Source organism: Salmonella sp. 32120201201600049SM, from assembly GCF_017572835.1.
GTDB lineage: Bacteria > Pseudomonadota > Gammaproteobacteria > Enterobacterales > Enterobacteriaceae > Salmonella > Salmonella enterica.
The window spans coordinates 53,257-65,860 of record NZ_JAGESA010000001.1 but is presented as its reverse complement, the minus strand read 5'-3'; the positions used below and the strand labels follow the sequence as shown (position 1 = coordinate 65,860).

13 protein-coding genes are annotated in these 12,604 nt (G+C 52.8%); 4 read left to right on the top strand and 9 right to left on the bottom strand.

Features of this window, described 5'->3' with window-relative positions; translation table 11 throughout:
- Positions 1-38 precede the first annotated feature (38 nt).
- The 3 genes from cbpA to J4650_RS00300 all read left to right on the top strand — a co-directional run bounded on the left by cbpA (position 39) and on the right by J4650_RS00300 (position 2,280).
- On the top strand, positions 39-959 hold the full coding sequence (cbpA, locus tag J4650_RS00310; protein WP_000420603.1) for a curved DNA-binding protein: 921 nt from the start codon (positions 39-41) through the stop codon (positions 957-959).
- Entirely contained in the window at positions 959-1,264 is a 306-nt protein-coding gene (gene cbpM / locus J4650_RS00305) for a chaperone modulator CbpM (RefSeq protein WP_001284251.1), read from the top strand. Before cbpA ends, cbpM begins: the two co-directional genes overlap by 1 nt.
- A gap of 653 nt (positions 1,265-1,917) precedes the next feature.
- Entirely contained in the window at positions 1,918-2,280 is a 363-nt protein-coding gene (locus tag J4650_RS00300; protein ID WP_001537781.1) for an anti-adapter protein IraM, read from the top strand.
- Between the two features lie 407 nt (positions 2,281-2,687).
- Here J4650_RS00300 and J4650_RS00295 read toward each other — a convergent pair whose 3' ends face one another.
- The 9 genes from J4650_RS00295 to hpaG form a co-directional block, all read right to left on the bottom strand.
- Positions 2,688-3,626, bottom strand: a complete 939-nt coding sequence (locus J4650_RS00295) for an MBL fold metallo-hydrolase (RefSeq protein ID WP_000976561.1) — start codon at positions 3,624-3,626, stop codon at positions 2,688-2,690.
- A 13-nt stretch (positions 3,627-3,639) separates the two neighbouring features.
- A complete protein-coding gene (hpaA, locus tag J4650_RS00290; protein WP_000336602.1) occupies positions 3,640-4,536 on the bottom strand; it encodes a 4-hydroxyphenylacetate catabolism regulatory protein HpaA in 897 nt (298 codons plus the stop codon).
- Positions 4,537-4,545: 9 nt separating this feature from the next.
- Positions 4,546-5,922 (bottom strand): 4-hydroxyphenylacetate permease, encoded by a 1,377-nt coding sequence (hpaX, locus tag J4650_RS00285; RefSeq protein WP_001285803.1) that lies wholly within the window; start codon positions 5,920-5,922, stop codon positions 4,546-4,548.
- A gap of 71 nt (positions 5,923-5,993) precedes the next feature.
- Positions 5,994-6,785: a 4-hydroxy-2-oxoheptanedioate aldolase gene (gene hpaI, locus J4650_RS00280; RefSeq protein ID WP_000785073.1), complete on the bottom strand. Its 792-nt coding sequence runs from the start codon at positions 6,783-6,785 to the stop codon at positions 5,994-5,996.
- 10 nt (positions 6,786-6,795) lie between these two features.
- The gene (gene hpaH / locus J4650_RS00275) at positions 6,796-7,599 is read right to left on the bottom strand and encodes a 2-oxo-hept-4-ene-1,7-dioate hydratase (RefSeq protein ID WP_000884795.1); all 804 of its coding nucleotides are present in this window, start codon (positions 7,597-7,599) and stop codon (positions 6,796-6,798) included.
- Positions 7,600-7,742: 143 nt separating this feature from the next.
- Entirely contained in the window at positions 7,743-8,123 is a 381-nt protein-coding gene (locus J4650_RS00270; RefSeq protein WP_001119857.1) for a 5-carboxymethyl-2-hydroxymuconate Delta-isomerase, read from the bottom strand.
- A gap of 9 nt (positions 8,124-8,132) precedes the next feature.
- Entirely contained in the window at positions 8,133-8,984 is an 852-nt protein-coding gene (hpaD, locus tag J4650_RS00265; protein WP_000516978.1) for a 3,4-dihydroxyphenylacetate 2,3-dioxygenase, read from the bottom strand.
- Between the two features lies 1 nt (position 8,985).
- Positions 8,986-10,452, bottom strand: coding sequence for a 5-carboxymethyl-2-hydroxymuconate semialdehyde dehydrogenase (gene hpaE / locus J4650_RS00260; RefSeq protein WP_000723524.1), 1,467 nt, complete (start codon positions 10,450-10,452; stop codon positions 8,986-8,988).
- Positions 10,449-11,738, bottom strand: a complete 1,290-nt coding sequence (gene hpaG / locus J4650_RS00255; RefSeq protein WP_000679220.1) for a 4-hydroxyphenylacetate degradation bifunctional isomerase/decarboxylase — start codon at positions 11,736-11,738, stop codon at positions 10,449-10,451. The genes hpaE and hpaG overlap by 4 nt, the downstream gene beginning before the upstream one ends.
- A 274-nt stretch (positions 11,739-12,012) precedes the next feature.
- Between hpaG and hpaR the strand changes: the two genes are divergently transcribed.
- Positions 12,013-12,453: a homoprotocatechuate degradation operon regulator HpaR gene (gene hpaR / locus J4650_RS00250; RefSeq protein ID WP_000543922.1), complete on the top strand. Its 441-nt coding sequence runs from the start codon at positions 12,013-12,015 to the stop codon at positions 12,451-12,453.
- Positions 12,454-12,604 lie beyond the last annotated feature (151 nt).

The window sequence follows — 12,604 nt, the reverse complement described above, 5'->3', positions numbered from 1 at the left end:
GGTCCCTTCTGTATGTATTGATTTAGCGAGATGATGCTATGGAACTTAAGGATTATTACGCCATTATGGGCGTGAAACCGACGGACGATCTCAAGACGATTAAGACCGCCTATCGCCGACTGGCCCGCAAGTACCATCCAGATGTCAGCAAAGAACCCGATGCCGAAGCCCGTTTCAAAGAGGTTGCTGAAGCATGGGAAGTGCTGAGTGATGAGCAACGGCGCGCCGAGTATGACCAGTTATGGCAACACCGTAACGATCCACAATTTAATCGCCAGTTCCAGCAACACGAAGGCCAGCCGTATAACGCCGAAGATTTTGATGATATTTTCTCGTCTATTTTTGGTCAGCACGGTCGCCATTCGCACCACCGCCACGCCGCACGCGGTCATGATATCGAAATTGAAGTGGCGGTATTCCTGGAAGAAACGCTGGAAGAGCACCAGCGTACGATTAGCTATTCCGTCCCCGTTTATAACGCGTTCGGCCTGGTGGAGCGGGAAATTCCCAAAACATTGAATGTGAAAATCCCGGCTGGCGTCAGCAACGGGCAACGAATCAGACTGAAAGGCCAGGGCACGCCGGGGGAAAACGGCGGACCTAATGGCGATTTATGGCTCGTTATCCATATTGCCCCGCATCCGCTCTTTGATATTGTCAATCAGGATCTGGAAGTCGTCCTTCCGCTTGCCCCATGGGAGGCGGCGCTCGGCGCTAAGGTGTCTGTGCCAACGCTTAAAGAGCGTATTTTGCTGACCATTCCCCCCGGTAGCCAGGCAGGTCAGCGGCTGCGTATCAAAGGAAAAGGATTAGCCAGTAAAAAGCACACTGGCGATCTCTATGCCATCATCAAAATCGTTATGCCGCCGAAACCTGACGAGAAAACAGCTGCCCTGTGGCAACAACTGGCGGACGCGCAGTCGTCCTTTGACCCACGCCAGCAATGGGGGAAAGCATAATGGCTAACATCACTGTCACCTTTACCATCACCGAATTTTGTTTGCACACCGGCGTGACGGAAGAGGAGCTAAACGAAATCGTCGGACTTGGCGTAATTGAGCCTTACGAAGACGATAACGCCGACTGGCAATTCGACGATCGCGCAGCGAGCGTGGTACAACGCGCGCTACGCTTACGCGAGGAGCTGGCGCTCGACTGGCCTGGGATCGCGGTCGCGTTAACGCTGCTGGAAGAGAATTCACGGCTGCGCGAAGAAAACCGGTTACTGCTGCAACGCCTTTCTCGCTTTATCTCGCATCCCTAATCCACGATAAAGGCAATAAACCGAGGGTGGGCTTTCTGCCCACCCCGGATTTACATGCACCCGGTATAATACCAGAATGCCTCTGACATACTTCCCCCAACGGAAGAAATATAGCCTTTCACCGCGCACAACCCGATCAACGAACCGCCAATGTCAGCCATTAATGCGCCATTGCGAAGATCATCGTTTAAATAAAGACCAGCCACACGTTCACATTTTTTAGATACGTCGGTTATTTTTACACGTTAGCGATCATTTATTGCCTGAAGAATATATTCTTTCACTGTTTTGTACTCTCTGGTTGATACGTACCTTCTCCCTGTCAATGCCGGGTAAAATGTACCGCTGCGCTTACAGGTTGCGGTATTTATAAATAAGAAATACAACAGTCACTTACAGTTTAATAATTGAGCATTATAACATCCACTACCGCCCAATATTTACACCACGCTTAAAATACAAAAATGTAATAGAATGTAAACAAAATAAGAGCATAAAATAAATAACTTATTAAAAAATCAATATAAATAGAGTGGTCAATAAAAAACGATCGTTTTCAACGAGTTATGTTTCTCAGATTTTCATCTATCCTGAATAGGCTTGCGGAAAATGTAATTTACACCATTGACTATTTCACTTAAAAGGTTTCTGTAATGGAATGGAAGGTCGTTGATACAGTTATAAGTCCCTCTACCGGAGTGTCGTTCTCATGCATACATAGCCTAAAAAATCTTAGATTGACCTTATGGTATCAGGCAGATGTTTACATGCCTCCAGGTAGCATTATCATCCCCTTTAATAAGGGGGTCTTAATAAACGATAAACTTTATCCCGTTACTGTTTACAACGTTACCAGGTTTAATCCTGTTCTATGGAAATCGCTTAAAGAAAATAGCCACTGTCCTGGTAACTGCAATCCTAAACCAGAAGCCTGCAGTTATCCTTTCGAGTGTCTGGTATCCGTTTGTCCATTTGGTTTAACCAGAAATATTCAAATAGATAATAAGAAAGTTTAGGAAATAAAGTATGCATTAGCCATACTACTGATTAAGTGTATTCGCGCACGTTTGCAGTATTTTGCAGTTAAATATGTTTGATATAAAAATTGTACAGTTCGGATATTTTTTGATTCGTTTAATCTAACCTTCACTTTGGCAACGAGGAGCCGGTACAGAGGATATTACTGATGGCCGGCAGACAAAGAAACGCATTGCTTTTAACACTGTATAAATTCCATCCGTGACATTCTTATTTAGTGATATTTCACCAGAGCAATCATTTTACCTTTATTGTGCATAAAAATCAGCAAGTAGTGTTTAGAAAAAATAATGTTTTAGACAAAAGCTCTGCGCGTCATGCTGATCGCCAAAAGCATAACGGGCTGACATCATGTCAGCCCGTGGGTTTATCCCTGCCCTGATACTTACGGTACGCTTATCGTCATATTGTCATGACCGACAATGACAGGGCCAGGGTAATTTTTCATGGCTTCCTGTTGCCAGACGTCATCCGCAACCGTTGCAGGCACCAGATGACTTAACACCAGTTTTTTCACGTGGGCCTCGCGAGCAATCTTACCGACATCTTCAATCGTGGTGTGATGCGACGCAATCGCTTCAGCCAGCGTTTTTCCGTTGCCAATACTATTAGCCAGTTTTGCTACCGAGGGGACATGTACCGCCTCATGTACCAGGATATCCGCCCCCTGGGCAAACGTTGCAAGCGGCGGAAACCAGGACGTATCGCCAGAGAAGACGATTCGCTTACCCTGGGTATCAAAACGGTAAGCAAACGCTTCACCGTCCGGGAAAGGGGAATGAGGCACTTTCAGCGCGCTTATTGTGACCAGTTCATCTTTATAGATGACGCCCTGGCCAATATCGGTCGCCTTAACCAGGTTGCGCGGATCGGGTTTCCCCTCTTCTTCCATGCGTAGCGTGATATCCCTGTCAAAGACCTTCCAGCTAGCCTTCGTCATCGCCTGGGTTCCCGGCGGGCCATAAACCTGTATGGTATGGTCTTTCAGACCACTCGCCCAGGCATTCATCAGCAAGGAAGGATAATCCAGTATGTGGTCGCTGTGCAGATGGGTGAGCAAAATAGTATTGATGTTGCGCAGTGGAATGCCATTTTTCACCAGTTGCAGACTGGCGCCGTAGCCGGCATCTATCAGCCATATTTTATCGCCGATAGTAAGCGCCGTCGCTTGCGGTAGTCTGGCTGTATTGAGCAAAGAAGGCCCGCCTTTGGTGCCCAGTAAAACAATGTTGATCTCTTGAGGCGCAGGAGTACCGGCAGCAATGGCAAGGTGGCTTTGCGCCAGCATACACACCGCCAGCATAGCGACGCTTTTTTTCATCATGTTTTTACTCTTCTTAGTTGAGAAAAGAGGGAACTTCACGTTGGCGAAACTGCGAAGGAGAACAGCCAGCAAGGCGATTAAAGAAACGGGCAAAATAAGCCGGATCTTTAAAACCTAATTGCCAGGCGATCTCGTTGACAGCATTGTCGGAAAAAAGCAGCAGTCGTTTCGCCTCGCGTAATTGCCGATCAAAAATCAGGCGTTTAGGCGGGCGATTAGCAAAACGTCGGCAAATATCGGTCAAACGAGATTCGGTAATATGCAGCTCGCAGGCATAATCGGGCACCGTCCAGTGCTGATGAAAGTGGTTGTCAATTAACAGGGTAAAGCGCTGAAAAAGTTTCAGTTCACCGCGCATCCCGGTTGCGGCGTGATCGTCCAGCTTCGCATTACGCAACAGCAAGGTAAATACCGCCTGCGCCAGTAGCACCAGGGTATGTTCGCAGCCAGCCAGTTGTTCCGTGGACTCCCGCTCAATTAGCTGCCAGTAATGTTTGAGCGCCGCCAGCTCGTTGGGTTTATCCGCCAGCGACAGGCAGATTCCCGGCAGGCCGAAGGCCTCTCTGGTGCCGGGATAAAGCACTTCCAGCAGCGGCCAAACCAGCTCTTCGCGTACCGTCAGAACATGACCATCGCTATCCGATTCGGTAATAAAAGCATGCGGCACCGAGGGCGGCGTAAGCACAAATAGCGGCGCCTGCACCGAATAGCGATGATCGTCGAGCTGTAGCTCAATCTGCCCGGTATCAAGAAAGTGCATTTGAAAAAACTGGTCGTGGCGATGCGCCTGCATATCACGACCAAAGAAATCCGCCATACGAGCAAACGACTGATAATGCACATCGTTACTGCCCATGCTTTCGTCATACTCTTTGCTGATATCAATATTGGCGATCGCACGTTGGCACATAGTTTCTCCTCAAGGGGTGGCGCGCGGACGCGATGCTTTCATGGGAATAAGCCAGATAATGGCGGCGCCGACGACTAACAGAGAAGCGACAAACCAGAGTCCGCTATTGAAACTACCGGTGATATCTTTTAGCCAGCCAATCATAAACGGGCTGAGCGCGGAGCCAATATTGCCGGTGGCATTGATGACCGCAATGCCTATCGCCCTGGCGCGTAAACTGATCGACTGATCCGGCGTGGTCCAGAAGATCGCCATCGCGCTAAAGGAACCCGTGGATGCCATCACGATCCCCAGGAGCTGGATCAGGTTATGGTCGGTCGCCGACGCCAGCAGCCAGCCCGCGGCGGCAAACAGGAACGGCAACGCCGTGTGATGTTTACGCTCCTGATGTTTGTCCGAATGGCGGCTCCAGTAAATCATGCCCAGAATAGTACAAATCTGCGGGATCGCCGCCAGCAGGCCGATGGTGATATTGCTACTGCCTTCATTAAAACTTTTCAGGATTTGCGGCGTCCAGATACTAATGGCGCTAAGCGTATTGGTAAGGCAAAAATAGGCCAGCGTATACATCAGTACAATTGGCGTGAATACTTCGCGCCACAGACTACGCTGCTGCATGGCGTTATGGCTGATGGCCCCCTCCGGCTGAACCAGCGTCAGGCGGTCATTATCCATCATCTCCTGCAAACATTTTTTATCCTCTGCCGTCAGCCATTTGGCTTTTGCCGGGGTATCATCCAGGTAAAACCAGACCATAATGCCTAACAAAACTGACGGAAATCCTTCCAACAGGAATAACCACTGCCATCCATGCAGATTGAATATGCCGTCCAACGATAAAATATAGCCGGAGACAATCGACCCCAACGCGGTAGTGGCCGGCATGGCAATCATAAATAATGCGTTGGCGCGGGCGCGGAAAAATGCCGGAAACCAGTAAGTTAAATAGAGCAATATTCCTGGCAAAAAGCCCGCTTCGGTAATGCCCACCAGCATTCGCAGCACATACAGGCTTTTCGGTCCCACCGCGAACATCGTGGCGGTAGATGCAATGCCCCATAGCACCATAATGGTCGCAATCCAGCGGCGGGCGCCGACGATGCTCAACATCACGTTGCTGGGAATGCCGAAAATGACGTAGGTGGCGTAAAACAGCGTCGTGGCAAGGCCAAACATGGTGGCGCTTAACCCCAGATCCTGCCCCATCGTCAACCCGGCAAAACCGATGTTGATACGGTCTAAAAACGAGAAGATAAACAACACGAATAAAAATACGATCAGTCGGCGGAACAGTTTATTTATGACGGTTTGTTGACCCGTGCTGAGCGCGTTGTGCGAACTGACAGACTCGGGGCTTTCCGGAAGTGCAGATGATGTGTCGCTCATTTTTTTTCCTCTGATGGGAATTTTGTAGGGTACTACGGTTGCCCGGTAGCGCTACGCTTACCGGGCCAGGCTTAATAGACGCCGGACGCACCGGACAGCTTTTTTTCTGCGCCAAAGCGCGCCGCCAGCGCCTCCGCGCCGCGCGCCAGCAGCGTGGTGTCAACGCCGACGGCGACAAATAGCGCCCCCAGTTCCAGATAACGTTTCGCCAGTGCTTCATTGGCCATCAGAATCCCCGGCGCTTTCCCCGCCGCGCGTATCTGCACGATGGCGTTCTCAATCGCCGCCTGCACTTCCGGGTGCTGCGGATTGCCGGCAAAGCCCATATCGGCGCTGAGGTCCGCCGGACCAATAAACACGCCGTCAATGCCATCCACGTCGAGAATTGACGCCAGATTGCTCATCGCCTCACGCGTTTCAATCTGCACCAGTACGCACATGGCGTCGTTGGCCTGGTGGAGATAGTTCGGAATGCGATTCCAGCGCGATGCCCGCGCCAGCGCGCTGCCCACGCCGCGAATACCGGCAGGCGGATAACGCGTAGCCGCTACGGCGTTTCGCGCTTCATCGGCATTCTGCACCATCGGTATCAGCAGCGTTTGCGCGCCGACGTCGAGCAGTTGCTTAATCTGTACCGGATCGTTCCACGACGGACGCACCACCGGCTGGCTGGGATAGGGCGCAATCGCCTGCAACTGGGTCAACACCGTCTGCACGTTGTTTGGCGCGTGTTCACCGTCAATCAGTAGCCAGTCGAAGCCGGCGCCCGCTAACAGTTCAGCGCTGTAACTGTTGGCAAGCCCCAGCCACAAACCGATTTGCGGGCGCCCCGCTTTTAACGCGTCTTTGAAAGCATTTTTCATCGTTTTTTCCTTACACAAACCGGCAACTGATCGCGCCCATGTTGCCGTAATCGACATGGAAGGTGTCGCCCTTGCGCGCCGGCACCGGGCGGGTGAACGAGCCGCCGAGGATGATCTGCCCGGCTTCAAGCTGGACATCGTAGGGGGCAAGCTTGTTTGCCAGCCACGCCACGCCGTTGGCCGGATGATTCAGCACGCCTGCGGCGACGCCGGTTTCTTCGATCACGCCGTTGCGATAGAGCAGCGCGGAGATCCAGCGCAGATCCAGCTCGTCTGGTTTGATGGGACGACCACCGAGGATCACCCCGGCGTTGGCGGCGTTGTCGGAAATGGTGTCGAACACTTTGCGCGGGCGCTGGGTTTCCGGGTCGATGTTGTGGCTGCGGGCGTCAATCAGTTCCAGCGCCGGAATCACATAATCCGTGGCGTTGTAGACGTCGAACAGCGTGCAGTGAGGGCCGCGCAGCGGTTTCGCCAGCACAAACGCCAGCTCCACTTCAATACGCGGGACGATAAAACGGTCGGTGGGGATATCGCCGCCGTCATGGAAGAACATATCGTCAAGCAGCGCGCCGTAATCCGGTTCGCTGATTTGCGAGCTGGCCTGCATCGCTTTTGAGGTCAGGCCGATTTTGTGGCCTTTGAGCGTGCGCCCTTCGGCAATTTTGATATTGACCCATTCGCGCTGTACGGCATAGGCATCTTCAATAGTGATGTTGGGATAATCCAGCGACACTGCGCGAATCTGTTCACGCTGTTTTTCAGCCTGATTAAGTCGCTGAGCGATCAGGGTATGGGTCTGTTTATCGAGCATAGTTGCTTCCTGTTACGTCATTCGGTGCTGCTGCGCCGGGTGGCGACGCGGGTGCGTCTTACCCGGCCTACGGTTCGGTACTGCTTCGTGCATCGTTTTTTTGTAGGCCCGGTCAGCGCAGCGCCACCGGGCGAAAGAGTGTGCTATTTAAATAACGCGTGTACGTTGTTTTGTTTGTAATTGAGCGTTGGATGTAACTCGGCAATCTCAAACGACAGCGCCAGATAGCGGTTCTCCATCAGGTCGGCGAAGTGGGCTTTAATCAGCCCAAACAGCATTTCGCCGACTTCCTGACGGCTCTCCAGGCTGCGCCCGGCGCCGATTTTCAGCGTCATATGCACAAACGCGTAATCATGCTTACCGTCAGCCATCTGCCAGGTATCCAGCCAGTGGGCGCGACTGCGGATACCGCCGATGGGGAAAATCCCGCTGGCGGCCAGCGCCTCGTTTACCTTGCTGAACAAGCTGGGTAAATCAGCCTGCTCGCGAATATTTTCAGTACATTCAGCAATAAAGTGCGGCATAAACACCCCTTACGCAGGCAGCGGGAAAACAGCGTTTACCTGGCCGGTACCGGAGCTGGCGAACAGGTCGGTGATGAACTCCACCTTGCCGTCGTATTTGTCCCAACCCAGCATTCCCAGCAGCATGACCGTGTCGTGCATGTTGCCTTCGCCGTAGCAGTAGTCGGCGTACTCCGGCAACATGGTGCAAAACTCCTTGAATTTGCCTTCGCGCCACAGCTTGACCACGCGCTCGTCCATCTGGTGATCGAACTCGCGGGTGTAGCTGTTCATCCCCTCTTCCGCCCGTTGGTCGTCAATAAAACGGTGCGACAGAGAACCACTGGCGAATACCGCTACGGTACCGTCATATTTCTCAATCGCCTTGAGAATGGCTTCGCCCAGTCTGCGACTGTCGGCAAAGTCATGAACAGTACAGAACGCCGAGATGGAGACCACTTTGAAGTGCTTGTCGCTGTTCATGTAGCGCATCGGCACCAGCGTGCCATACTCCAGCTTCAGGCTCGGGATGTTGTGCGCTTTGGCGCGCACGCCCAGTTTGACCGCCTCGTCGGCGATCAGATGGCCGAGCTCCGGATTACCGTCATAGTCATAGGTCATGTCGCGAATAAAGTGCGGCAATTCGTTGCTGGTATAGACGCCCTGGAAATGGTCGGCACAATTAATGTGATAAGCGCTATTCACCAGCCAGTGGGTGTCGAATACGATAATGGTGTCAACGCCCATTTCGCGGCAACGCTTGCCAATTTCAATATGCCCATCAATGGCTGCCTGACGGCAACCGTGGTTTTTTCCCGGCAGTTCAGATAGATACATCGACGGCACGTGGGTAATTTTTGCTGCTAACGCTAACTTGCCCATATCAAACTCCCCATTTTGGGATAGGATGGTCGCCCATTGAGATGCAGACGTTTTTCATTTCCGCAAACACTTCGAAGCTATATTCGCCGCCTTCGCGCCCGGTACCGGAGGCTTTCACGCCGCCGAACGGCTGGCGCAGGTCGCGGACGTTCTGGGTGTTGACGAAGACCATGCCGGCTTCAATCCCACGCGCCAGGCGCAACACTTTGCTCACGTCCTGGGTCCAGATATAAGAGGCCAGACCGTATTCGACGTCGTTCGCCAAACGTAACCCTTCCGCCTCGTCTTTGAATGGCAGCAGGCAGGCGACCGGCCCAAAGATCTCTTCCTGCGCAACGCGCATACGGTTGTCGACATCGGCCAGCACGGTTGGGCGCAGGAAGTTACCGCCTTTCAGATGCGCAGGCAGGTCAGTGGGTTTTTCCGCACCGCCCGCCAGCAGCGTTGCGCCCTCTTCAATGCCGAGGCGAATATAGCCAGAGACTTTTTCCCAGTGCTGTTGGCTAATCAGCGCGCCGACCTGGGTGTTCGGGTCCGTCGGATCGCCGACACGCAGGCGATTCGCGCGTTCGGCAAAGCGCTTCACGAACTCAGGGTAAATGCTCTGCTGGATAAAAATGCGCGACCCGGCGGTGCAGCGTTCGCCGTTGATCGAGAAGATGGTGAACAGCGCGGCGTCCAGCGCGCGCTCAATGTCGGCGTCTTCAAAAATCAGCACCGGCGATTTGCCGCCCAGCTCCATCGAGTATTTTTTCAGCCCGGCATTTTTCATGATATTGCGACCGGTGGCGGTACCGCCGGTAAACGACACCGCACGCACGTCATGGTGGCGTACCAGCGCATCGCCCGCCGTCGCGCCGTAGCCCTGCACCACGTTCAGCACGCCTGCCGGAATTCCTGCCTCCAGCGCCAGCTCGCCCAGCCTGTCGGCAGTCAGCGGCGACAGCTCGGACATTTTGAGCACCGCGGTGTTACCCAGCGCCAGGCACGGCGCAACTTTCCAGGTCGCGGTCATAAACGGCACGTTCCACGGCGACACCAGCGCGCAGACGCCGACGGGCTGCACCAGCGTATAATTGAGCATTTTATCGTCAACCGGGTAGGTCTTGCCGTTCATCTGCTGGCACACTTCGGCGAAGAATTCGAAGTTATGCGAGGCGCGCGGGATCAGCACGTTTTTAGTCTGGTGAATAGGCAGGCCGGTGTCGGCGGTTTCCATCGCCGCGATTTCCGGCACATGCTGGTCAATCAGGTCCCCAAGGCGGCGCATCAGGCGCGCGCGCTCTTTCATCGGCAGGTTGGCCCACTTCGGGAACGCCTCTTTTGCCGCCGCGACAGCCTGGTTCACTTCTGCTTCACCGCCGGAGGCTACTTCCGCCAGCACATCACCGGTCGCCGGGTTAGTGGTCTGGAAGTAGTCGTTACCTGCAACGTTTTTGCCGTTAATCCAATGATTTATTTTCTTCATTTTGCGCTCTCCTCACTGACGATTCGGTTAACCAGGCGACCCACGCCTTCTACTTCAACGACAACTTCATCCCCCGGCACCACATCGGACAGCCCTTTCGGCGTACCGGTGGCAATCATGTCGCCCGGTTGCAACGTCATAAATTCGCTCAGATAAGAAATCAGGAACGGGATGCTGAAGATCAGATCGGCGGTCGTCCCTTCCTGCCGCAGCTCACCGTTGACAAAGGTGCGTAACGTCAGGTTGTGCGGATCAGAAACCGCCTCTTTATCCACAATCCACGGGCCTATCGGCGTCAGGCCGTCGCGGCTTTTTACCCGCAGATTCGGACGGTAGTAGTTTTCCAGATAGTCGCGGATCGCGTAGTCGTTACAGACGGTGTAACCGGCCACATACTCCATGGCTTCGGCTTCGCTCACCTTACGCGCCGTTTTGCCAATCACCACGACCAGTTCGGCTTCGTAGTGCATATATTCGACGTTGTTCGGGCGCACCGACGTTTGGTGATGTTCGGTAAAGGTGTTTGGCGCTTTGATAAATACCAGCGGCTCTTTCGGCGGCGTAAATGCCAGCTCGCTGGCGTGATCGGCGTAGTTCAACCCCAACGCAAATAACGTACCCGTCGCTGACAGCGGCCACGTAAAAGTCTGGTGGCGGGCGAATTCATCTTCTGCGACAACCGGATTTTCCAGAGCGGGTAAACCTTTCGCCAGAATACGCACCCGATCGCCGGGACGCAGCGCAACGCGATTCTGCGGCGTACCGAGTAAGATCGCATCGCCAGGGTTAAGCGTAGCGAACTCACTTAACGCGCTAAGCAGTTGTGCGGCGCTACGCTGTAAATCGGCAGTATTCCAGTGGTCCGCTTCTCGTCCGTTGATTTCCGTGATAATGGTGAGGTTATCCACATCACTCAGCGGCGCCATTTCACCCAGCGGGCAAAAGCCATCGCGACATTTCGCTTTAATCGCCGGGCGATAAAAGCTCTCTTCCGGCAGGCTGACCTCGTTAGCCAGCGCATACCCGGCGATATAGTCCGCCGCCGCTTCAGGGCGTATCCGGCTGGCGGTTTTCCCCACAATGAGCGCCACTGTCGCGCCGCTCAGTACCTTTTCTCCCTGCGGATAAGGAATGGGTTCGCCGTGACGAATCACCGTATTACGCGGCTTGATGAACCACACTGCGGTTTTAGGCGGCGCATTATAGGGAGGCTGAGAGAAAGCCTCTCGCCAGGCATCAAGCTGGCTGCGATGGTTTAACGCAACGGAGAAAACAGTACCCTTCATACATAAACTCCTCAGGCCGATTTAACGGGCTGTGATTTCATTAATATATTAATGATTAGATTTATGCTTTCGCTGTACATTTAGCAAGCTGAAGTAAAGTATTTGTGATGTGATTAACAATATTTTCACAAATTTATTATTAAACACATACATATCAAATAGTTAAATAAAACCCCTTGTTTCTGTTAAACTTTGGACATAAAACAGATGTCATAGCTCACATCGGTAAACACGATTATTCAGGTATTAATAATTCTGCAAAAGAGAAACGCTTATGCATGATTCATTAACCATCGCATTGCTTCAGGCGCGCGAAGCGGCAATGACCTATTTCCGCCCCATCGTTAAAAGCCACAATCTGACCGACCAGCAATGGCGCATTGTGCGAATCCTGGCCGATAGCCCCTCTATGGATTTTCACGAGCTGGCCTTTCGTACCTGCATTTTGCGTCCAAGTCTGACCGGAATATTGACGCGCATGGAGCGAGACGGACTGGTGTTGCGACTCAAGCCGGTTAACGATCAGCGTAAGTTATATGTCATGTTGACGGAGCAGGGACAAACGTTGTACGCCCGTGCCCGAAGCCAGGTAGAAGAGGCTTATCGAAAAATTGAGGCCGATTTCACGCCCGAAAAAACACAGCAATTGATGCTGCTGCTGGACGATCTTATTGCCCTGGGACGCCAGCATCCTGATAGCGAAGCGGAAGCATAGTATTCTTACCTTCCCACGCCGCCGACACGGGAATCCCCTCCCGCTTACAACGTTGACGGCGATCGCATTTTACTCTTCTTCTTCGACGTTCATCTGAAAAGTACCCGCCGTTGTCCTGAAAGTCTCTTCACAGTTTACGCTTCTGCCTATT